The sequence below is a fragment of the Sediminibacterium sp. FW305-C-269 genome, assembly GCF_058231045.1.
Window position 1 is genome coordinate 139,984 of sequence record NZ_JBIQXQ010000003.1, and the last position, 20,268, is coordinate 160,251.

Annotated in this window: 21 protein-coding genes; 17 read left to right on the forward strand and 4 right to left on the reverse strand. The window is 47.2% G+C overall.

Annotated features, from left to right (window positions below; all coding sequences use genetic code 11):
- The first annotated feature begins 1 nt into the window (after position 1).
- From hisC to hisB, 4 genes are read left to right on the forward strand one after another with little or no spacing between them, the layout of a single operon-like run.
- Entirely contained in the window at positions 2-1,057 is a 1,056-nt protein-coding gene (gene hisC / locus ACH3Y6_RS10535; protein ID WP_490835574.1) for a histidinol-phosphate transaminase, read from the forward strand.
- Positions 1,058-1,114: 57 nt separating this feature from the next.
- Positions 1,115-2,419, forward strand: coding sequence for a PQQ-dependent sugar dehydrogenase (locus tag ACH3Y6_RS10540; protein ID WP_490835575.1), 1,305 nt, complete (start codon positions 1,115-1,117; stop codon positions 2,417-2,419).
- Positions 2,420-2,466: 47 nt separating this feature from the next.
- The gene (locus tag ACH3Y6_RS10545) at positions 2,467-2,877 is read left to right on the forward strand and encodes a c-type cytochrome (protein WP_490835576.1); all 411 of its coding nucleotides are present in this window, start codon (positions 2,467-2,469) and stop codon (positions 2,875-2,877) included.
- Between the two features lie 16 nt (positions 2,878-2,893).
- Positions 2,894-4,081 (forward strand): bifunctional histidinol-phosphatase/imidazoleglycerol-phosphate dehydratase HisB, encoded by a 1,188-nt coding sequence (gene hisB, locus ACH3Y6_RS10550; protein ID WP_490835577.1) that lies wholly within the window; start codon positions 2,894-2,896, stop codon positions 4,079-4,081.
- 76 nt (positions 4,082-4,157) lie between these two features.
- Here hisB and ACH3Y6_RS10555 read toward each other — a convergent pair whose 3' ends face one another.
- A complete protein-coding gene (locus ACH3Y6_RS10555) occupies positions 4,158-4,592 on the reverse strand; it encodes a DUF2147 domain-containing protein (protein WP_490835578.1) in 435 nt (144 codons plus the stop codon).
- Positions 4,593-4,613: 21 nt separating this feature from the next.
- Complete coding sequence (locus ACH3Y6_RS10560; protein WP_490835579.1) at positions 4,614-5,885, reverse strand: metal-dependent hydrolase family protein; 1,272 nt, start codon at positions 5,883-5,885, stop codon at positions 4,614-4,616.
- Between the two features lie 270 nt (positions 5,886-6,155).
- Here ACH3Y6_RS10560 and ACH3Y6_RS10565 point away from each other — a divergent pair, with 270 nt between their 5' ends.
- The 12 genes from ACH3Y6_RS10565 to ACH3Y6_RS10620 all read left to right on the forward strand — a co-directional run bounded on the left by ACH3Y6_RS10565 (position 6,156) and on the right by ACH3Y6_RS10620 (position 16,703).
- Positions 6,156-7,571, forward strand: a complete 1,416-nt coding sequence (locus ACH3Y6_RS10565; protein WP_490835580.1) for an anthranilate synthase component I family protein — start codon at positions 6,156-6,158, stop codon at positions 7,569-7,571.
- A gap of 36 nt (positions 7,572-7,607) precedes the next feature.
- A complete protein-coding gene (locus ACH3Y6_RS10570) occupies positions 7,608-8,210 on the forward strand; it encodes an anthranilate synthase component II (RefSeq protein ID WP_490835581.1) in 603 nt (200 codons plus the stop codon).
- Between the two features lie 2 nt (positions 8,211-8,212).
- The gene (trpD, locus tag ACH3Y6_RS10575; RefSeq protein ID WP_490835582.1) at positions 8,213-9,205 is read left to right on the forward strand and encodes an anthranilate phosphoribosyltransferase; all 993 of its coding nucleotides are present in this window, start codon (positions 8,213-8,215) and stop codon (positions 9,203-9,205) included.
- 1 nt (position 9,206) lies between these two features.
- Positions 9,207-9,992, forward strand: coding sequence for an indole-3-glycerol phosphate synthase TrpC (trpC, locus tag ACH3Y6_RS10580; RefSeq protein WP_490835583.1), 786 nt, complete (start codon positions 9,207-9,209; stop codon positions 9,990-9,992).
- Between the two features lie 22 nt (positions 9,993-10,014).
- The gene (locus ACH3Y6_RS10585) at positions 10,015-10,635 is read left to right on the forward strand and encodes a phosphoribosylanthranilate isomerase (protein WP_490836175.1); all 621 of its coding nucleotides are present in this window, start codon (positions 10,015-10,017) and stop codon (positions 10,633-10,635) included.
- A gap of 13 nt (positions 10,636-10,648) precedes the next feature.
- Positions 10,649-11,839, forward strand: a complete 1,191-nt coding sequence (gene trpB / locus ACH3Y6_RS10590) for a tryptophan synthase subunit beta (protein ID WP_490835584.1) — start codon at positions 10,649-10,651, stop codon at positions 11,837-11,839.
- A gap of 59 nt (positions 11,840-11,898) precedes the next feature.
- Complete coding sequence (gene trpA / locus ACH3Y6_RS10595) at positions 11,899-12,669, forward strand: tryptophan synthase subunit alpha (RefSeq protein ID WP_490835585.1); 771 nt, start codon at positions 11,899-11,901, stop codon at positions 12,667-12,669.
- An 18-nt stretch (positions 12,670-12,687) separates the two neighbouring features.
- Entirely contained in the window at positions 12,688-13,269 is a 582-nt protein-coding gene (hisH, locus tag ACH3Y6_RS10600; protein ID WP_490835586.1) for an imidazole glycerol phosphate synthase subunit HisH, read from the forward strand.
- A gap of 59 nt (positions 13,270-13,328) precedes the next feature.
- Positions 13,329-14,042, forward strand: a complete 714-nt coding sequence (gene hisA, locus ACH3Y6_RS10605; RefSeq protein WP_490835587.1) for a 1-(5-phosphoribosyl)-5-[(5-phosphoribosylamino)methylideneamino]imidazole-4-carboxamide isomerase — start codon at positions 13,329-13,331, stop codon at positions 14,040-14,042.
- 51 nt (positions 14,043-14,093) lie between these two features.
- Complete coding sequence (gene hisF, locus ACH3Y6_RS10610; protein WP_490835588.1) at positions 14,094-14,852, forward strand: imidazole glycerol phosphate synthase subunit HisF; 759 nt, start codon at positions 14,094-14,096, stop codon at positions 14,850-14,852.
- 93 nt (positions 14,853-14,945) lie between these two features.
- The gene (hisIE, locus tag ACH3Y6_RS10615) at positions 14,946-15,599 is read left to right on the forward strand and encodes a bifunctional phosphoribosyl-AMP cyclohydrolase/phosphoribosyl-ATP diphosphatase HisIE (RefSeq protein ID WP_490835589.1); all 654 of its coding nucleotides are present in this window, start codon (positions 14,946-14,948) and stop codon (positions 15,597-15,599) included.
- Between the two features lie 3 nt (positions 15,600-15,602).
- Positions 15,603-16,703, forward strand: coding sequence for a redoxin domain-containing protein (locus ACH3Y6_RS10620; protein ID WP_490835590.1), 1,101 nt, complete (start codon positions 15,603-15,605; stop codon positions 16,701-16,703).
- A gap of 67 nt (positions 16,704-16,770) precedes the next feature.
- Here the strand turns inward: ACH3Y6_RS10620 and ACH3Y6_RS10625 are convergent, their stop codons facing one another.
- A complete protein-coding gene (locus ACH3Y6_RS10625; RefSeq protein ID WP_490835591.1) occupies positions 16,771-17,127 on the reverse strand; it encodes an ArsC family reductase in 357 nt (118 codons plus the stop codon).
- 93 nt (positions 17,128-17,220) lie between these two features.
- Here ACH3Y6_RS10625 and ACH3Y6_RS10630 point away from each other — a divergent pair, with 93 nt between their 5' ends.
- Positions 17,221-19,677 carry a TonB-dependent receptor gene (locus tag ACH3Y6_RS10630; protein WP_490835592.1) on the forward strand — a complete coding sequence of 819 codons (2,457 nt, stop codon included), beginning with the start codon at positions 17,221-17,223 and terminating at the stop codon, positions 19,675-19,677.
- 20 nt (positions 19,678-19,697) lie between these two features.
- Here ACH3Y6_RS10630 and ACH3Y6_RS10635 read toward each other — a convergent pair whose 3' ends face one another.
- Complete coding sequence (locus ACH3Y6_RS10635) at positions 19,698-20,216, reverse strand: hypothetical protein (RefSeq protein WP_490835593.1); 519 nt, start codon at positions 20,214-20,216, stop codon at positions 19,698-19,700.
- Positions 20,217-20,268 lie beyond the last annotated feature (52 nt).

A 20,268-nucleotide genomic window follows, 5' to 3' on the forward strand; every position in this document is an offset into this window, starting at 1 on the left:
TATGTCATTCGATCTCGATAAACTGGTCCGGCCCAATATCAAAAAACTGGTAGCGTATTCTTCTGCGCGCGATGAATTCAGCGGTGAGGCAAAAGTGTTCCTGGATGCCAATGAGAACAGCCTGGGTTCCCCGCTTGCCAAATGGTATAACCGTTACCCCGATCCGCACCAACGGGCCATTAAACAGAAACTGAGCGTCATCAAGGGTATTGGCCAGGAGCATATTTTTCTGGGTAATGGAAGTGATGAGTGTATCGACCTGTTGTTTCGCTGTTTCTGCGAACCCGGCAAGGATAATGTGATCATCTGCCCTCCAACCTACGGTATGTACGAAGTAAGCGCTCATATCAATGATGTGGCGGTGAAGAAAGCGCCCCTGCTCGAAGACTTTCAGCTGGACCTGGTTCACCTGGAGAACCTGGTAGATGCCAATACCAAACTGATCTGGCTCTGTTCGCCCAACAATCCCACCGGTAACGCTCTCAACAGAACGGATATTGAGACGGTACTGAACAATTTTGAAGGTATTGTAGTGGTGGATGAAGCCTATATCAATTTCGCCCAACAGAAATCATTCATACAGGAATTGGCCGACTACCCCAATCTCGTAGTGTTACAAACGCTGAGTAAAGCATGGGGGCTGGCGGGTCTTCGGTTGGGCATGGCTTTTGCTTCATCATCGATAGTAACGTTGCTGGATAAGGTAAAACCTCCTTATAATATCAACCAGGCCACGCAGGACCTGGTGTTAAAGGCACTGGATGAAGTAGGGCAGGTGAATGATATGATCCGTTTACTGGTGGATATGCGGGAGGCGCTGGCGGAAGTGTTCCGTTCCATGCCAACGGTTGAAAAAGTATATCCCTCTGATGCCAATTTCCTGCTGGTAAAAATAAAGGACGCGAGGAAGATATATGAATTTTTGCTGGGGAAGGGTATTGTGCTGCGCGACAGGAGTAATGTCAAGCTTTGCGAAGACTGTCTGCGCATCACCATAGGCACTGAAAAAGAGAACACATTACTGATAGATGCCATGCAAGAATGGTATGATCAATAAACAAAGCAGTGATTTGTCTGTATTACGTTGTAAATTCAACCCCTAATCAAAACACATATGAAAAAGACCATTTCTGTACTCTCACTTTTGCTGGCTGTTGCAGGGCTCAGTAGCTTAACTGCCTGCGCATCCGATTCACTCAGACTGGAGACGCCCCATTCGGTAGTGGCCGATGCGGATAATGCCGGATTGAAACTACCTGCCGGTTTCAGCGCGTTGAAAGTGGCCGACGGACTGGGCCGTGCCCGTCATATTGCAGTTACTGCACAGGGTGATATTTATGTAAAGCTGATGGGCCGTGTGGCAGAAGGAAAAGCTGTCCTCCGCTTGCGTGACACCAATGGTGATGGTAAAGCAGAAGAGATCACCGGTATGGGTAATTATGGCGGTACCGGTATCGCTATCAAAAACGGATACCTGTATGCTTCTTCTGATGAAGAAGTGTTTCGTTATAAACTGAATGAGAAAGGGGAGGTGATCAGTCCCATGCAGCCTGAGAAGATCATCACCGGACTCATCAACCGCCGTCAGCACGAATCCAAATCAATCACACTGGACAATGACGGAAATATCTATGTGAATATCGGCGCTTACTCTAATTCCTGCCAGGAGCGCGACAGGCAGCCAGGTTCTCTTGGCCGTATGCCTTGTCCCATCCTGGATTCTGCAGGCGGTATCTGGCAGTTCAGGGCCGATAAACTGAACCAGACCTATGGCGATGGAATTAAATATGCAACCGGCCTGCGCAATGTGGTTGGCCTTGACTGGAATAACCAGTTGAACCAACTGTTTGTGATGCAGCATGGCCGCGATGACCTGCACAATATCTTCCCATCTCTGTTCACCGAACAGCAGAATGCAGATCTGCCTGCAGAAACCATGTATGCACTGAAAAAAGGTGATAATGCCGGATGGCCTTACATATATTACGATCCTTTCCAGAATAAAAAAATGCTGGCACCTGAATACGGTGGTGATGGTAAAAAGGAAGGAAGCAAAGAATTCATTGATCCGGTAGTGGCATTCCCGGCGCATATGGCTCCGAATGCTTTGTTGTTTTATACAGGTAACATGTTTCCTGCCAAATACAGGAATGGCGCTTTTATCGCATTCCATGGTTCCTGGAACCGCGCACCCCTGCCACAGGAAGGGTATTATGTAGCTTTTGTACCTTTTGATGCAAACGGTAAACCGGGTAAGTGGGAGATCTTTGCCAATGGTTTTGCAGGTGTGGAAGTGGTTACCGGAACCCGTGGTGCACAACACCGCCCTACCGGATTGGCACAAGGTCCTGATGGATCACTCTATGTATCTGATGATTCCAAAGGAACCATTTATCGTATCGTTTATAAAGGAAAATAATGGTGATAAAGAAAATATTGATCCTGCCTGTCTTCATTTTAACATTGATGGCATTTCAGACAGCACCGAAAAAACAGCTACCGGCCAAAAAACCGGTAGCTGTCGCTTCGGCAGGTATAGCGGCTTCTGTAAACAGGGGCAAGACCATCTACCTGGAACGTTGCCTGGCTTGTCACCAGGTAGACGGTGGTGGCGTGCCACACCTGAACCCACCGCTCGATGGCGCATCCGGAGTGTTGGGCAAAGACAAAGCCCGCCTGATCCGCATCGTGCTTAAAGGATTCGACGAGCGGGTGGAACTGGATGGAGAATACTACAGTAACAATATGGCCGCACACGCAGATCTTTCAGACCAGCAGATTGCAGATGTGCTTACCTATATCCGCAATAGCTGGAGCAATAAAGCGGCCGCGGTAACCGCTACCGAAGTGAAAGCGGTGCGTACCAGAATAAAATGAGCAAAGCAACCTAATCATGAGCAGCAGCAACAGACAGGATACAGTTTCCAACGCTTCATCTCCCGAACTGGGAACGAAGAGGATCCTTTTTATAGACAGGGATGGGGTGGTATTGGAAGAACCACCCACCGATTTCCAGGTAGACAGTATTGATAAGATCACATTCATTCCGGGAGCGATTACCGCTTTATCACGCATAGCCGCCGACCTGGATTATTATAAGGTGATGGTGACCAATCAGGACGGACTGGGAACGGACTCCTATCCTGAAAAGGATTTTCATCCTTATCATGACCTGATGCTGCGTACCTTAAAGGGTGAGGGATTTGTGTTCGATGAGATGATCATCGACAGAACTTTTGCCAGCGACAACAAACCTACCCGTAAACCCGGAACAGCCTTGCTGCAGCATATACTGGATAATCCAACATTTGATCTGGCCAATTCTTTTGTGATCGGCGACAGGTGGAGTGATATTGAACTGGCTAAAAATCTGGGTTGTAAAGCCATTTACCTGCATTCCCCTTTGCACCAGTTAACAGAAGAGCAGGAAGCCCGCCTGCGCGATACCATTGTGTTCGAATCGGGTAACTGGGCAGATGTATATACTTTCCTGAAACTGGGCCTGCGGAAAGTGATGCATGAACGCAATACCAACGAAACCAGGATCAGGGTGGAGCTGAACCTTGATGGAAGCGGTAAGGCGAAGATAACTACCGGTTTGGGCTTCTTTGATCATATGTTAGACCAGATAGCGAGGCATGGCAAGATGGACCTGTCCATTACCACACAGGGAGATCTGCATATTGATGAGCACCATACCATTGAAGATACGGGTATTGCACTGGGAGAAGCTTTTGGCAAAGCACTGGCAGACAAACGCGGTATGGAACGGTATGGGTTTGCCTTACCCATGGATGAGGCGGAAGCCAAAGTGCTGATCGATTTCGGCGGACGCAACTGGATCGTATGGAATGCTGAATTCAAAAGGGAGAAGATAGGGGAGATGCCTACAGAAATGTTTTTTCATTTCTTCAAATCATTCAGTGATGCAGCCAGGTGTAACCTGAATATTGAATGTAAGGGAGACAACGAGCATCATAAAATCGAAGCCATTTTTAAAGCTTTTGCCAAAGCCATCAGGATGGCGGTGAAACGTGATCCGCTCTCTGATCAGTTACCCTCAACGAAGGGGGTGTTGTAGGCAAGTAGTGAATAGTGAGTAGTAAGTAGTAAGTGTTGCCCATTCACTACTCACAATTCACAGATCACGATTCACGTTAGCTTGCTCTCTTCCATAATTCCGTTCTGCCCAAGAGCGAAATGCCGATATAACCGCGTAAGCTGAGCGTTTGAGGGTCTTTCAGCCTCATGTAACTTTTGTATTCTTTCCCGTTCTTGGGATCGTAGATATGGCCGTCACTCCATTCGCCATTATTGTACCTGAAATTTTTCAGGATGACTGAGCCCAGCAAGGGCCTGTTTCTGAGGGCAGGATCGGGGTTATTGCTGTCTAATTTCGGATTCCCTTTGGGGCCATTGGGTTCTTTCATCCAGTAGAGTTTACCGAAATAGCGGTCTCCCTCTTTGTAGATCTGTATCTTGCCCTCCCCGCTGGCGCTGAGCCAGATGCCAACTATATCGTCGGCACTACTTGCAGAAGCCATGCTGATCGTGCTAAAGAAAAGGCCGATAATGGTAATCAATTTTTTCATATTCGTTGTATTTCTTCTTTATTATTGATTCAAATAGATTTTTCCATTCTTGATGACCAATGCCGTTTTGCGGATATCGGATATCTGCACAGAAGGATCCCCGTTCACGGCTACCAGGTCGGCCAATAAACCTGCTTTGATCCGGCCAATGCTGTTGCCGTATCCGAACACGTCTGCATTAACTGATGTGGCGCTTTGTAAAACTTTTATCGGTTGCATGCCATAAGCAACCATGGCTTCCATTTCTCGGGCATTGTCGCCATGCGGATAAACGCCTACATCGCCGCCAAACACAATGGTCACTCCTTTCTGTAGTGCCAATTGGAAAGCTTTCCGTTTGGTAGTGATGCGCCTGGGTTCAGGCAGACTGCCCCTTTTCCATCCATCGTATTCGCTGGTGGCTTCTGCTGCACTAAGGGTGGCGCAATAAGCTACTTTGTGTTGCAGCATCAGGTCAAAAATGGCTTCACTGGCATTGTCACCATGTTCAATGGTGGAGATGCCTGCCAATATGGACCGGCGCATACCTTCTTCCGTACTGGCATGTGCCACTACTTTACGGCCACTGCTGGCAGCAACTTCCACCACCGTTTTCAACTCGTCCAGTGTAAAAGTGGGTTCTGATCTTTTGGGATTCAGTCCCCAACGGTAATCAGCATATACTTTGATCAGGTCGGCTCCATTACCGATCTGTGTCCGGGTCTCTTTGCTCAGGGCATCCACGCCATCCGCTTCGGCTGCACCCCTGATAAGCTGATGATCCAGATTTTTCATTTTTGGTCCGTAACTGCCGGTGGCTACGATAGCTTTGGTGGCAATGATCATTCTCGGTCCGGGTATGATCCCCTTATCGATCGCCGCTTTCAATCCCACATCATCATAATCAGCACCCTCAGTGCCCAGGTCACGCACCGTGGTAAAACCTGCCAGTAAGGTTTTGTTGGCATGTACCACCGCCCTTGCCGTTCTTTCTGCCCTGGATTCGTTGAGTACCTGCTCATCCCATTTGGTTTCGTTATACGGATGCAGTAACAGGTGCGAATGCCCTTCTATCAGACCCGGTAATAATGTTTTTCCTTTCAGGTTGAGGGTGGTATAGGCACCCTCGGGTTTTACCGAACCGGCATCTCCCACAGCAATGATCCGGTCTTTTTTGACCAGCACTACCCAGTTGCTGTGCATAGATTCTCCGTCAAATACCCGGTCAGGTTTCAGTAATAAAGCGGTGTCCTGTGCATCGGCACAGAATGTACGGAACAGGCAGAAAAGCAGTAAAGCCGCAGTTATTCTCATATAGGTCTTATTAATGTGAAGTTAACAAACGATCGTACCCACTTAAAAAAAATTTGTTTTTCCAAAGTTTCTCCCACAACTTTGCCTGTAATGAACCAGATCACAAACAAATATTGGTGGTGGCATACAAACTCCGTTCGGGGATTGTAATGGCATAGCCAGTACTTTTTTGAATATTATTCAGAACCCCGACAGAGATTGTCGGGGTTTTTTGTTACTGCCCTCCCTGAAACTTCTTCACAGAATGCCGGGTGGGTTTAAAAAAGGAATATGAAGAAAATAGAATTACAGACTCAGTGCAAGAAAATGCTGGCCGACCTGTTTACGCCGGTGGGCATTTACCTGCGGGTGCGTGACCGTTTCCGGGATACGGTATTGCTGGAAAGCACCGATCACCATGCCGCTGAAAACAGTTATTCATTTATCTGCATCAATGCGATCGCTGGTATCGAGATTTCATCGACCAAAAGCATCGAGTTCAAACTGCCCGGACAGAAACCGGAACGTTTGGCGATCAAGGATACGGCAGAAGTGCCCGGACAGCTGTGGTCCTTCATGCAACGTTTTCATGCACATGAGCCTGCGGCCAAAGAAGGGAAATTCGCCCAGGGACTATTTGGTTATACCGCTTTTGATGCCGTAGAATTCTTCGATACCATTACCCTGCATACCGCTTCGGCCACGGAGCCTGCCATACCGCTGATCCGTTACCGCTTGTACCAGTATGTGATCGCCTTCAATCATTTCAAGGATGAACTGTATATCTGCGAGAACCTGATCCCGGGTATCGAGTCTGAACTGCCGATCGTAGAATCACTGATCAGGAGTAAGGATGCACCGGTATTTCCGTTTAAGATCCGTGGCGAGGAACTGTCTAACATGACCAACGAAACCTACATGGAAATGGTGCAGAAAGGGATACAGCGCTGCATGCGTGGCGATGTGTTCCAGATCGTGCTGAGCAGGCGCTTTCAGCAAAGTTTTTCCGGTGATGAGTTCAATGTCTATCGCTCACTGCGCAGTGTGAACCCATCGCCTTATCTTTTCTTTTTCGATTATGGCGATTATAAACTGATGGGCTCATCACCCGAAGCCCAGCTGATCATCAAAAACGGGAAAGCCATCGTACATCCGATCGCCGGAACCTTCAAAAGAACAGGCGATGATACGGTGGACCAGCAGATGGCCGAAAAATTGCTCACCGATGCCAAGGAAAATGCAGAACATGTGATGCTGGTGGACCTGGCACGAAACGACCTCAGTCGTGCCTGCGATGAGGTGGAAGTGAGCCAGTACCGGCAGGTGCAGTATTACAGTCATGTGATACACATGGTAAGCGAAGTGACCGGTAAAGTGCGCAAAGACCAGAATCCTTTTGAACTGCTTGCCAAGACCTTTCCGGCTGGAACCTTGAGTGGGGCACCCAAGTTCAAAGCTATGGAGATCATTGACGATTATGAACCCACGGCACGCAGTTATTATGGCGGCGGACTCGGTTTCATCGGTTTCGATGGTCGTTGCAACCATGCCATCATGATCCGCACATTTCTCAGTAAGAATAATACGCTGTTTTACCAGGCCGGTGCAGGTGTGGTAGCTGCCAGTGTTCCTGAAAGTGAATTGCAGGAAGTGAACAACAAACTGAACGCACTGAAAAAAGCCATCGAGATAGCGGAACAGATCTGATTTACGAACGAACACCTGTAGATAGAAAATAATACCATGAAAATATTAGTCTTTGATAATTACGATTCGTTCACTTACAACCTGGTTCACCTGGTGCAGAAGATTACGCATGACCAGGTAGATGTGTACCGGAACGATGAATTGCCCATGGAGAAAGTGAAGGGATATGATAAGATCATTCTTTCACCAGGCCCCGGCATTCCCTCTGAAGCAGGTATGCTGCTGCCTTTGATCAGGGAATATGCGTCAAGCAAATCCATACTGGGTGTTTGCCTGGGCCACCAGGCCATCGGTGAGGCATTTGGAGCCACGCTCACCAATTTGTCCACGGTGTATCATGGTGTGGCCACAAAGATCCATGTGCTGCATCCTGCATCGGCTGGCTCATCACTGACCACTCACCACTCACCCAGTATCTTCAGAAATCTGCCAGATACCATTGAAGTGGCCCGCTATCATAGTTGGGTGGTTGATGAGAAAGGTTTTCCGGAAGAGCTGGAGATCACGGCAAAAGACGACAATAATTATATCATGGCCCTGCAGCACCGGAAATATGATGTGGAGGGTGTACAGTTTCATCCTGAGAGTGTTTTGACGCCGGACGGTGAAACCATGATGCGTAACTGGTTAAAAAAATAGCAATGAAAAAAATATTACAGTATTTATTTGAATACAAGACACTGTCCAGGGAAAAGGCAAAGGAAGTGTTGGTAAATATGTCTCGCGGTCAATATAATGAAGCGGAGATGTCGGCGTTCATCACCGTATTCCTGATGCGTACGGTCAGCATTGAAGAATTGTTGGGTTTCCGGGATGCTTTGCTGGAATTATGTGTGAAAGTGGACCTGAAAGGTCACCCGGTGATGGATATTGTAGGTACCGGTGGTGATGGTAAGAATACATTCAATATCTCGACGCTGTCCTGTTTTATTGTGGCAGGAGCCGGACAGAGAGTGACCAAACACGGCAATTACGGTGCTACAGCGATCAGTGGTGCATCGAATGTGATGGAGCAGTTGGGCTACACATTCAAGAATGATAACGATCGTTTGCTGAAAGAACTGGAATCTGCCAATATCTGTTTCCTGCATGCACCTATTTTCCATCCGGCCATGAAGATCGTAGGGCCTATCCGTAAGAATCTTGGTGTAAGGACTTTTTTTAACATGCTCGGGCCCATGATCAATCCGGCAGAACCTGATTTTCAGCTGGTGGGTGTGTACAACCTGGAGATGGCCCGTATTTACAATTACCTGTTACAACAAACCAGCAGCGCTTTTACCATCATACACAGCCTGGATGGATATGATGAGATATCTCTAACCGGCGATACCAAAGTGATCACCCAGGATGGAGAGAAGATCATGACACCGGAACAGTTGGGTAAACGCATTGTTGCGGCAGAGGATATTTATGGGGGTAATTCTGTGGAAGAAGCAGCCAGGATCTTTACCAGGATCATCAAGGGTGAAGGAAGCTGGGCACAGAATGCCGTGGTACTTGCCAATGCCGCCATGGCACTGCATTGCACCGGCAATTATACCAGTTACGATGCCGCTTATCATGCTGCCGTAGAAAGCCTGGAAAGCGGTAAAGCATACCGTTCATTACAAACCTTAATCAGCCTGCAATAACATGAACATATTAGACAAGATAGTAGCGCAGAAACAACAGGAAGTGGCTGAACGAAAAGCCCATGTTTCGGTAGCGGAACTGGAGAAGAAAAAATTCTTTACCAGTGATGGGTTATCGCTGAAATCCTTCCTGGCAGATCCGGCGCGTACCGGCATCATTGCCGAGTTTAAAAGAAAATCTCCCAGCAAGGGTATCATCAATGACCGCGTAACTGTGGAAGAAGTGACCAGCGCCTATGCCAAAAACGGGGCTTCAGGTATTTCTGTCTTAACGGATCAGGAATTCTTTGGCGGTTCGCTGGATGATCTGCTGGCTGCCACCATTAATGATGTGCCGTTGCTCCGTAAGGATTTTATGATCGACGAATACCAGCTGATCGAGGCCAAAGCTTATGGCGCGGAAGTGATCCTGCTGATAGCCGCCTGTTTAACGCCGGTCCAGGTAAAAACCATGGCGGCTACGGCAAAAAGGTTGGGACTGGAAGTATTGCTGGAAATACACAATGAAGAAGAATTGGGACATATTTGCGAAACGGTGGACCTGGTGGGTGTTAACAACCGCAATCTCAAGACTTTCGAGGTCAGTATCGATACTTCGCTGGGGCTTATTAACAAGATACCCAAGGAAAAACCTGCAGTAGCAGAAAGTGGTATCAGCGATGTGAATACTATTGTAACTTTACGTCAGGCCGGTTTTTCCGGGTTTCTGATAGGGGAGAATTTTATGAAACAGGCCAGTCCTTCGGTTGCTTTTGCTGATTTTGTTAATCAACTAAAAGCAAAATAACATGCGGATCAAGGTTTGCGGTATGACCAGCACGGAGCAGGTTCTCCAACTCGATGACATGGGTGTAGAATTCGCGGGGTTCATTTTTTATCCCAAGTCGCCCCGTTATGTTCACAAATTCATGCCGCAGGCCGAGATTAAAAAGATCAAAGGAAAACACATTAATAAAGTGGGTGTATTTGTCAATGCTTCTGTGGAAGAGGTTTTACAGGCGGTGGACGAATGTGGCCTGTACTTGGTACAGCTGCATGGAGACGAGACCCCTAAGTACTGCGAAAAAATTGCCAATTATGTGGGTGTGGTGAAAGCATTTCGCTTACGTGAAGAAGACAATGTATTGTGGAAAGTGAAAGACTATATGGACATTGCCGATATGTTCCTGTTCGATACCGAAGGCGCTGGGTATGGAGGCACCGGTAAACAATTCGATTGGAACATCCTGCGTGGTCTGAATATTGGCAAACCGTTTTTCCTCAGTGGCGGCATCGGTCCGGATGATGTGGCTAAACTAAAAGAATTTTCCGGGGAGCCGGTATCGAAAGACCTTTTCTCGGCAGATGTGAACAGTAAATTTGAAATAGCACCGGGTATTAAAGACATGGAAATACTTCGGTCATTTATACAATCCGTAAAACAGATCTAATTAGTATAGTAAGATGACAGCAACCGCAACCTATCAGCAACCCAATGAGCAGGGATATTATGGCCAGTTTGGCGGCGCCTATATTCCCGAAATGTTACACAGGAATGTAGAAGAATTGAAAGCCCGTTATCTCGACATCATGTATGAACCTTCTTTTCAGAAAGAATTCAGGCAGTTGTTGAAGGATTATGTGGGCCGACCAACGCCTTTGTTCCTCGCAGAACGGCTGAGTAAAGAGTTTAACAGTTCTATTTACCTGAAGCGCGAAGACCTTTGCCATACGGGCGCCCACAAAATCAACAATACCATCGGCCAGATATTGCTGGCACGAAAACTGGGTAAGACACGCATCATTGCCGAGACCGGCGCCGGTCAGCATGGAGTGGCCACGGCTACGGTCTGCGCCCTCAAAGGCATGGAGTGCATTGTGTACATGGGCGAAAAAGATATTGAGCGCCAGGCACCCAATGTGGCCCGTATGAAAATGCTGGGAGCCAAAGTGATACCCGCAACCAGCGGCAGCAAAACGTTGAAAGATGCCACTAATGAAGCCATCCGCGACTGGATCAATAATCCTGCCGATACGCATTATATTATCGGTAGTGTGGTGGGGCCGCATCCTTATCCGGATATGGTGGCCCGTTTTCAGAGTGTGATCAGCGAGGAGACCCGCTGGCAGTTACAGGAAAAAACAGGAAGTGAATTACCCACCCATGTAGTGGCTTGCGTGGGCGGCGGCAGTAATGCAGCAGGCGCTTTTTATCATTTTCTGGATGAACTGAGTGTACAGCTGGTAGCCGTGGAAGCTGCGGGTCATGGTGTTAACAGCGGTATGAGTGCAGCCACTACGCAACTGGGTAAACCGGGAATTCTCCATGGAAGCAAAAGCCTGGTCATGCAAACTGCAGACGGGCAGGTAGTGGAGCCACACAGCATTTCGGCTGGACTGGATTATCCCGGGGTGGGCCCACTGCATGCGCATTTATTCGCCAGTGGCCGGGGAACATTCCTGAGTGCAACGGATGAAGAAGCCTTACAGGCGGCTTTTCATGTGAGCAAAACAGAAGGCATCATTCCTGCACTGGAAACAGCCCATGCGTTTGCTGTGCTGGGAAAACTGAAACTGAAACCAACGGATAAAGTCGTGCTTTGTTTGAGCGGCAGGGGCGATAAAGACCTAGCTACTTATATGAACGCTATGTAACACCATAAAATGTAATGCTGCCAGTATGTGTTTGATCAACCGGCGGCACCTGGAAAATTATGAGCAGAATACACCAACTCTTCGCAGAAAAGAAACAACAGGTATTGAATGTGTACTGTACGGCCGGTTATCCCGAGCTGAACAGCACGCTGACCGTAATGAAGGCCTTGCAGGACGGCGGCGCGAACCTGATAGAACTGGGTATGCCTTACAGTGATCCACTGGCGGATGGTCCGGTGATACAGGCCAGTAGTACCCGTGCTTTGAGCAATGGTATGACACTGGCCGCCTTGTTTACGCAACTGAAGGATTTTCGAAAAACGATCCGCGTACCGGTGATATTGATGGGATATATGAACCCGATACTGCAATACGGATTTGAAAAATTTTGTGCCGATGCCGCAGCTGTGGGCGTAGATGGACTGATCCTGCCAGACTTGCCCGAGTTTGAATTTGAAACAGAATACGGCCCCATCATCCGGAAATATGGATTGGATTTTATTTTTCTGGTAACCCCAGAAACTTCAGAAGAACGTGTGCGTAAGCTGGATGAATTGAGCAGTGGGTTCCTGTATGCGGTAAGCTCATCAGCCACTACCGGTAAGGACAAGGATTTTTCTGCAGTTGAATTGTACTTGCAACGACTGCAATCTATGCAACTCAGGAATCCCGTGCTGGTAGGATTTGGTATCAAGGATAAAGAGACCTTCCAGTCGGCCTGCAAATATGCCAATGGTGCCATTATTGGTACCGCCTATATCAAGATGCTGGAGAATGCAACGGATATTGAAACAGCCACCCGCCAATTCCTGGGAGAAGTGCTGAATTAAGAATGAACCTTGTCTACTATGAAACTTGCCATTGTAAAATATAACGCCGGAAATATCCAGTCCGTATTGTATGCACTGGAAAGAATCGGAATGGAAGCTGTTGTAACGGATGATCATACCTTGTTACGATCGGCCGATAAAGTGATTTTTCCCGGCGTAGGAGAGGCCAGCAGCGCAATGAATTACCTGAAAGAAAGGCAACTGGATAGCCTGATCAAAAGCCTGGAACAACCGGTATTGGGCATTTGTCTCGGTATGCAGCTGATGTGTATGCATAGTGAAGAGAACAACACAGATTGCCTGGGTATTTTTGATACGAAGGTGAAACGATTTTCCGGCAGTCTTAAAATACCGCAGATAGGGTGGAACCTGGTGCAGCAAACCCGGGAGCCTTTGTTCAGGCATCTTCCGAAAGAAACCTACTGCTATTTTGTTCATAGTTACTATGCAGATGTATGCGATGAAACCGCTGCTACCACAGAATATGGTGTTCGTTTCAGCAGCGCCCTCCAGAAACGGAATTTTTATGGTGTCCAGTTTCACCCGGAGAAAAGCGCTGCAGTAGGTGAACAGATCCTGCAAAATTTTATCCATCTATAAAATAACCTCCCAAAAAGCTTTATTACTAATTACTCATTCTCAAATAACCCTCTCTCCCCATGCAGATCATCCCCGCAATCGATATTATTGATGGAAAATGTGTCCGCCTGACGCAGGGCGATTATGACCAGAAGACCATCTATAACTCCAATCCGCTGGAAGTGGCCAAAGAGTTTGAAGATGCTGGCTTGCAGCGTTTACACCTGGTAGACCTGGATGGAGCCAAGGCGGGAGCCATTAAAAACTGGAAGATCCTGGAAGCCATTACCAAGGCTACTTCGCTGGTAGTGGATTATGGCGGAGGTATTAAAACCGAAGATGACCTGCGCACGGTATTCAGATCTGGTGCAGCTTTTGCAACCATTGGCAGCCTGGCGGTAAAGAATGAAACTTTATTTGTGGAATGGATACAGAAATACGGGGCAGAGAAATTTTTACTGGGCGCTGATGTGAAAGATGAGAAGATTGCTGTCGGAGGCTGGCTGGAAACCACTGAGATCGATATTTTCAGTTTTCTGGAAAAATACATCGGTTATGGGATTACACAGGTTTTCTGTACCGATGTGAGTAAGGACGGAAAACTGGAAGGCCCTTCGATAGAACTATACGAAAAGATCATTCACCGTTTTCCGGATCTTATTTTTATCGCGAGTGGTGGCGTGGCCACGCTCGAAGATCTGGAAGAACTGAAACTGATCGGTTGCTGTGGCGCTATCGTGGGCAAAGCGATCTATGAGAACAGGATTACCCTTACAGAATTGATCAACTTTTAATAAGCGTACCGCTGTGGGCTATCATATCCTGCAGCAATGCAAAAGAGCAATATGTTAACAAAACGAATCATACCCTGCCTGGACATCAAAGATGGCAGAACGGTCAAAGGGATCAACTTTGAGAATATCCGGGATGCCGGTGATCCTGTGGAGCTGGGTGCCTTGTATGCCCGTCAGGGAGCGGATGAATTGGTGTTCCTGGATATTACGGCAACTGTAGAGAAAAGAAAGACCCTGAGCGAACTGGTGAATAAGATCTCACATTATATCAATATCCCTTTTACAGTGGGTGGCGGTATCAGCAGTGTGGAAGATGTGCGCGTGTTGCTGCAGAACGGTGCCGATAAGATATCTGTGAACACGGCAGCTTACCGGAACCCTCAACTCATTGCAGAACTGGCAAGGGAATTTGGCAGCCAGTGTGTGGTGCTGGCGATTGATACCAAACAGGAAGCAGATGGAGAATGGTATGTGTACCTGAATGGCGGTCGCGTTAAAACCGATACGCGCTGTACCGACTGGGCCAGGCAGGCCGTAGACCTGGGCGCGGGGGAGATATTACTGACCTCGATGAATCACGACGGTACCAAACAGGGATTTGCCCTGGACATTACCGCTGCCCTGGCCGGAAGCCTGCCTGTACCGGTGATCGCTTCGGGCGGGGGAGGGACGATGGATCATTTTGTGGATGTGTTCACGACTGGGAAAGCTGATGCAGCATTGGCTGCCAGTATCTTCCATTTTAAAGAGATCGGGATACCGGAGCTGAAAAGTTATCTGCATGATAAAGGTATCGTAGTCAGGCAATAATGCCCCTGAAATTGCTGTCTGGACTGGCAAAACAATACTTACTGTACCTTTACCCCCGGTGACGGGTAACAACAATAACAGCCGAATAATGTGATGCCGTACAAGTGTGCGACGCAACAGGGGCTGACACAACAACAAAAAGCTGGAAACATGAAAATAGATTTTGCCAAATATGCGGATGGATTGGTACCGGCCATTGTGCAGGATTTCCATACGCACAAAGTGCTGATGCTGGGTTTTATGAATGCTGAAGCATTGGAAAAAACAGAGCAGACAGGGAAAGTGACTTTCTTCAGTCGCAGTAAAAAACGCTTATGGACCAAGGGGGAAGAAAGCGGTAATTTCCTAGAACTGAAAAGCATCACGGAAGATTGTGACCATGATACCCTGCTGATCAAAGCGCATCCGCTGGGGCCGGTTTGCCATACAGGCGCAGATACCTGCTGGAGTGAGCGTAATCACAGTGATAATTTCCTGTTTTACCTGGAAGATATTATCCGCCTGCGTAAGAAAGCATCTCCGGATGAATCCTATGTGGCGCGCCTGTTTGGCAAGGGATTGAATAAAATAGCCCAGAAAGTGGGTGAGGAAGCAGTAGAACTGGTGATTGAGGCCAAAGACAGTAACGACGACCTGTTCCTGAATGAAGCGGCCGACCTGATGTTCCATTATTTGCTTTTGCTTAACGCGAAAGGGCATAATTTACAGGCTGTAATGGATGTACTTCAAAAACGTCATTCTAAATAAAATATGAAAAGATTACTGGTAGTATTATTGATGCCATTGATGAGCCTGGCACAGGGTGGGCAGGGTTTTACCATGATGACGCCCACATCTGGTGTCGGTTTTGTGATCAAGGGAAACCTGACAGGTGTAAAAGACAGCACGGAAGTAGTGTTGCGGGGCGGCAGTACCGGCAATATTGTTGCGAAGGATAAAGTGAAAAAAGGGGTATTTACCCTGAAAGGAAAATTGACGGAACCGGATATTTTCCAGGTAAGTTTCAGTGGGTACCAGCAGGTACTGGACCTGTTCATCTTTAATGATAATATCACGGTTTCCGGTAACCTGGCTGAACCAGCTACGGTTCAGGTAAAAGGATCGGCCACAGAAACGGATTATGAATCATTCAAAGCGTCTTTTAATCCCCTGTTCGAAGAGCTGCGTACAAAAGTGCAGCTGATCAATGCAGAGAAAAATGCAGCCAGCAGGGATTCGCTGATCAAACTGTATTCGGTGGTCAGGACCCGGGCTTTAGCGAATGCGGAACGTTTCGCCAGGGAAAAACCCTCTTCTGCGGTAAGTTCGCTGGCTTTGTTTGCGGTGATGCCACTTTTTGAGAATGTAGAAGACCTGGAAACTGCCTACCGGCAGCTGCTGCCCTCCGCACGCCGGGGAAGTTTTGCCAGGGAAATCGAAAAGAAGTTCATTGGAAAAGTGGGTTCACAGGCAATTGATTTTACACAGAAAGATGTGGATGGGAAACCGGTATCACTGGCTTCTTTCCGAGGCAAATATGTACTGGTTGATTTCTGGGCAAGCTGGTGTAAACCCTGCCGCATGGAGAACCCGAATGTAGTAACGGCTTATCAATCCTACAAAGACAAGAATTTTACCGTACTGGGTGTTTCCCTTGATCAGTCCAAGCCCAACTGGCTGGCTGCCATCAAAGCGGATAACCTTACCTGGACTCATGTCAGTGACCTGCAATACTGGAACAATGCAGTAGCGCAATTATATGGCATACAGAGTATTCCGGCCAACCTGCTTATCGATCCGAATGGAAAAATTATTGCGCGCGATATCCGCGGCGAGGAGCTGCAGAACAAATTGAAGGAGTTACTGAAATAACCGGCCTGGTAAAATATAGCATCTCCGTTTCCTGTTGCAGGGAGACGGAGTTTTTTTTGTGAACGATTTATTTCTTGAAGGCCTTTTCGTAAACAATCGGATCAAATCCGAGGACAGTCACTTTCCCATCAGCATTTTCGATCAACGGACGTTTGATGGCGCTGGTATGTTCGGCCAGCAGTTGCACAGCAGTTTTCTCACTGGTGATGGATGCCTGTACTTCAGGATCCAGCTTGCGCCAGGTGGTACCTTTCCGGTTTACCAATGCTTCCCAGCCTGTCTGGCTGCTCCAGTTCTTCAGTTTGGTGGCAGTGATGCCCTGTTTTTTATAGTTGTGAAAGGTATAGGATATTTGGTGCGCTTCTAACCAGGTAAGGGCTTTTTTTACCGTATCGCAGTTGGGTATTCCGTAAACAGTGTACATATTGACCGATTATAGCGGCAAAAATAGTTACAGAACGACAATAATTTGAAGGATTCTCTCTCAATGACTTAATTTGTAACCAGCTATTCTTACATGGGCAGAATTTGGGTTGTACTACTATTGACAGGCTTCTTTACTTCACTGGACGCGCAGGAAAATAACCGTCAGAAAGTTCAGCTAGGAAGCCTGATCGGCAACGTGCTGGATAATGCATCCGGTAAAGCATTACCGTTTGCCAGTATGTCGCTGACCCGAATTGATATTAACCAAACGCCTCTCAGCCTGGTTGCGGATAAAAACGGGGGTTTTGATTTTGAAAAACTTTCTTTCGGATATTACCGGTTAACGATCGATGTGGTGGGTTTTGTCCAATACCATCTGGACAGTATTCATGTATATGCCGAAAGGGTAGATATTAACCTGGGTGATATCAGGCTAAGCACTTCGGCTGCAGCCTTGAACGAAGTAGTGGTGTATGCAGAAAAACCACTTATTGAAAACCGTGACGGAAAAGTTGTCTATAACGTTGCAGAAAGTCCTCTCAGTAATGGTACCAATGCCTCAGAAATGTTGCGCAACCTGCCATTGATGAATGCGAATCCTGATGGCACTTTGTTGTTGCGAGGTAAAGAACCCCTGATACTGATGGATGAGAAACCAGTGAACCTGACAGGCCAACAACTGAGCGATCTGCTGGAGAGTTTACCCGCCAATGTGGTGGAGAAAGTGGAAGTGATGCAGAACCCTCCGCCTGAATATGCTACGTATCCCGGAGGTGTCATCAACATCATTACCCGTAAGGGCCGCGTAGGTATTTACCAGAAACTGAGCTTAAGCGGTGGTACACGAGGTGAAGGCAGTGTTTCCGGACATTTCAATTATCGCAGCAGTAAACTTAATATCAGTTCAGGCATTGGTTACGGATCTTCTGTTAACCAGGGAAATTCCTGGTCGCACCGCCAGAATATTTACCGGGATTCTGTTAATTATTTTTATTCGCAGTCCGAATTCCATAACCGTAGCAGGCATCCCAATGCCCGTTTCCAGGCCGATTACGATTTTACTAAAAAGAGCACCGCCAGTTTTGTATACCAGGGTAACCTGAATTTTTACCAAAACAGCAGCCATGTATTATACAGTAATCGTGACAGCCTCCTGAATGTATACAAAGCCAGTTCGCGTGATAATGCCTACGAAGGTAATGGTTACAATCATGGCTTCTCGGGTTCATACCAGTGGAAGGGAAAGAATCCCGTAGAGAAACTGCAGGTATACAGCGGTATCAATTTCAGTAAGAATGAGAACAACCGTGATTTTTACCAACAGTTTCTCAGAACCGATTTTTTACCGACCGGGTTGGATTCTACACAGGTGCAGTTGACAGATAATTACATTACCTCCTGGTATGTGAATGCGAATTACAACAAACCCCTGAATGACACAGGAACGGTGTACCTATCCATGGGAAGCACCTATTCATCCAACACGCACCACAACATGCTCAATACCAGTTTTCTCAGAAAAGCCGACCAGGCACTGGTGGAGAATGCGATACTGAGCAACGATTTTTATTTTCATCAGTCTGTCTATACCGGCCGTTTGGCATTGGTAATAGGGCTGTGGCACAATATAAAACTGATCGTAGGGGCACAGGCAGAAAATACAAGGACCGATTTCCGTTTTGTAAAAGGGAATGCACCCAATGCCAACAACAGTTACTGGCGGGTATTACCGAATCTTACGCTGCGTAAAGAATTTGACAGGGAATTCAATATGTCGTTCGTTTTCCGGGAAACCATCCGTAGACCGGGTATGAATGAATTGAACCCTAGCATCGATTTCAGTGACCCCTTCAATGTCCGTTTTGGGAATCCCTATATCCAGCCTTCCCTGACCGATAACTTTGACCTTAATTTCAGCTATGCGGCAAAGAAGTTCAACATCAATGCCTCATTGGGGTATAACCGGGTCAAGAATGTTTTTAATTCGATCCGTACACTGATCGATAGCGGTAAAACGCAGACCACCTGGCAGAACATCTCAGACCAGGAAGAATACCAGGCCAGTGTATGGAGTGGTATCACCGTTGCCAAAAAGCTGCGGATCAGTATCAGTGGTGGATACAATTATAACAAATACAGCGCCAGAGAGAAACAGTTATACCGCTATGTGGATGGGGGAACGGCTTATGCCACTTTCAACTACACCTATTCGCCGGATAACCTTACCATCATTGAAGCCAATAACCGCTATACCAGTTTTGCCACACCCCAGGGCCGCTCACGAAGTAATGTGAACATGAGTTTGAGTGTACAGCGGAAATTTTTCAGCAAACGTGTGATCATCGGTATCTCGGCCATAGATCCGTTTGGTCTGCAGAAGTACAACGGGTTCACCTACGGTAGTAATTTCAATATTGAGAGTTACAGCATCAGTAATACAAGGAACTTCCGTTTATCGGTGAGTTATCAGTTGAGTAAAGTGATGGTGCGCAGTAACCTGAACGATAAACAGCGCAAAGAAGCACTGGATAAATTGCAACGGAAGTAATTCCTGGTATCGGTCCGTGGTTACAGGCCTGCCGATTGTTTGGCAATACGTGTGGCCAGCCAGCTTTCTCGGATCGGCACCATCCACTCGGTGAATAATGCTTTCTTGTCGCTTACCAGGTTGTTAAAATAGATCGTGTCGGGTGTAAGGAAGCCATTGTCCAAAGCATAATTGAGTTGTGTCACTGGAATGGTTTCAATCTTGTCTTTTACCAGGAATGCCAGGTTCTGACGGTTGAACATATCCACTTTAAAAGCGGCTTCTATTTTCTGGATGAAATGTACGGAGCTGTCGGTACTGCATCCGCCCACGCCTGTGTGTGTTTCATCTGCCATCAGAACGATGAACTGACCGAACAGCAGGTTGCCATATCCTTTTACGGGGGCACCATGACTTTTCCAATGCTCGATGAACTGTTTCAGCATATCTTCAATCTCCAATGCTTCACTGATGGTAAACAGGCGGTTGCTTTGGTAAAGCCATACACGGGAGGAAGGGTGAAAATCTTCCGGTATCAGGTGTCTGTATTCGAAGTCCATGCTGCAAAATTACTGTATTTGTCATAATTCCGCACGAAGCTGACTTTGCCGG

What these genes read in the sequence shown, in the direction of transcription:
- hisA (WP_490835587.1), top strand. Translation starts at nt 13,329, where the DNA reads ATGCAGATCATCCCCGCAATCGATATTATTGATGGAAAATGTGTCCGC.
- ACH3Y6_RS10560 (WP_490835579.1), bottom strand. Translation starts at nt 5,885, where the DNA reads ATGAGAATAACTGCGGCTTTACTGCTTTTCTGCCTGTTCCGTACATTC.
- ACH3Y6_RS10565 (WP_490835580.1), top strand. Translation starts at nt 6,156, where the DNA reads ATGAAGAAAATAGAATTACAGACTCAGTGCAAGAAAATGCTGGCCGAC.
- ACH3Y6_RS10620 (WP_490835590.1), top strand. Translation starts at nt 15,603, where the DNA reads ATGAAAAGATTACTGGTAGTATTATTGATGCCATTGATGAGCCTGGCA.
- ACH3Y6_RS10630 (WP_490835592.1), top strand. Translation starts at nt 17,221, where the DNA reads ATGGGCAGAATTTGGGTTGTACTACTATTGACAGGCTTCTTTACTTCA.
- trpC (WP_490835583.1), top strand. Translation starts at nt 9,207, where the DNA reads ATGAACATATTAGACAAGATAGTAGCGCAGAAACAACAGGAAGTGGCT.
- ACH3Y6_RS10570 (WP_490835581.1), top strand. Translation starts at nt 7,608, where the DNA reads ATGAAAATATTAGTCTTTGATAATTACGATTCGTTCACTTACAACCTG.
- ACH3Y6_RS10540 (WP_490835575.1), top strand. Translation starts at nt 1,115, where the DNA reads ATGAAAAAGACCATTTCTGTACTCTCACTTTTGCTGGCTGTTGCAGGG.
- trpB (WP_490835584.1), top strand. Translation starts at nt 10,649, where the DNA reads ATGACAGCAACCGCAACCTATCAGCAACCCAATGAGCAGGGATATTAT.
- hisH (WP_490835586.1), top strand. Translation starts at nt 12,688, where the DNA reads ATGAAACTTGCCATTGTAAAATATAACGCCGGAAATATCCAGTCCGTA.
- hisC (WP_490835574.1), top strand. Translation starts at nt 2, where the DNA reads ATGTCATTCGATCTCGATAAACTGGTCCGGCCCAATATCAAAAAACTG.
- ACH3Y6_RS10625 (WP_490835591.1), bottom strand. Translation starts at nt 17,127, where the DNA reads ATGTACACTGTTTACGGAATACCCAACTGCGATACGGTAAAAAAAGCC.
- hisB (WP_490835577.1), top strand. Translation starts at nt 2,894, where the DNA reads ATGAGCAGCAGCAACAGACAGGATACAGTTTCCAACGCTTCATCTCCC.
- trpA (WP_490835585.1), top strand. Translation starts at nt 11,899, where the DNA reads ATGAGCAGAATACACCAACTCTTCGCAGAAAAGAAACAACAGGTATTG.
- ACH3Y6_RS10545 (WP_490835576.1), top strand. Translation starts at nt 2,467, where the DNA reads ATGGCATTTCAGACAGCACCGAAAAAACAGCTACCGGCCAAAAAACCG.
- ACH3Y6_RS10635 (WP_490835593.1), bottom strand. Translation starts at nt 20,216, where the DNA reads ATGGACTTCGAATACAGACACCTGATACCGGAAGATTTTCACCCTTCC.
- trpD (WP_490835582.1), top strand. Translation starts at nt 8,213, where the DNA reads ATGAAAAAAATATTACAGTATTTATTTGAATACAAGACACTGTCCAGG.
- hisIE (WP_490835589.1), top strand. Translation starts at nt 14,946, where the DNA reads ATGCCGTACAAGTGTGCGACGCAACAGGGGCTGACACAACAACAAAAA.
- hisF (WP_490835588.1), top strand. Translation starts at nt 14,094, where the DNA reads ATGTTAACAAAACGAATCATACCCTGCCTGGACATCAAAGATGGCAGA.
- ACH3Y6_RS10585 (WP_490836175.1), top strand. Translation starts at nt 10,015, where the DNA reads ATGACCAGCACGGAGCAGGTTCTCCAACTCGATGACATGGGTGTAGAA.
- ACH3Y6_RS10555 (WP_490835578.1), bottom strand. Translation starts at nt 4,592, where the DNA reads ATGAAAAAATTGATTACCATTATCGGCCTTTTCTTTAGCACGATCAGC.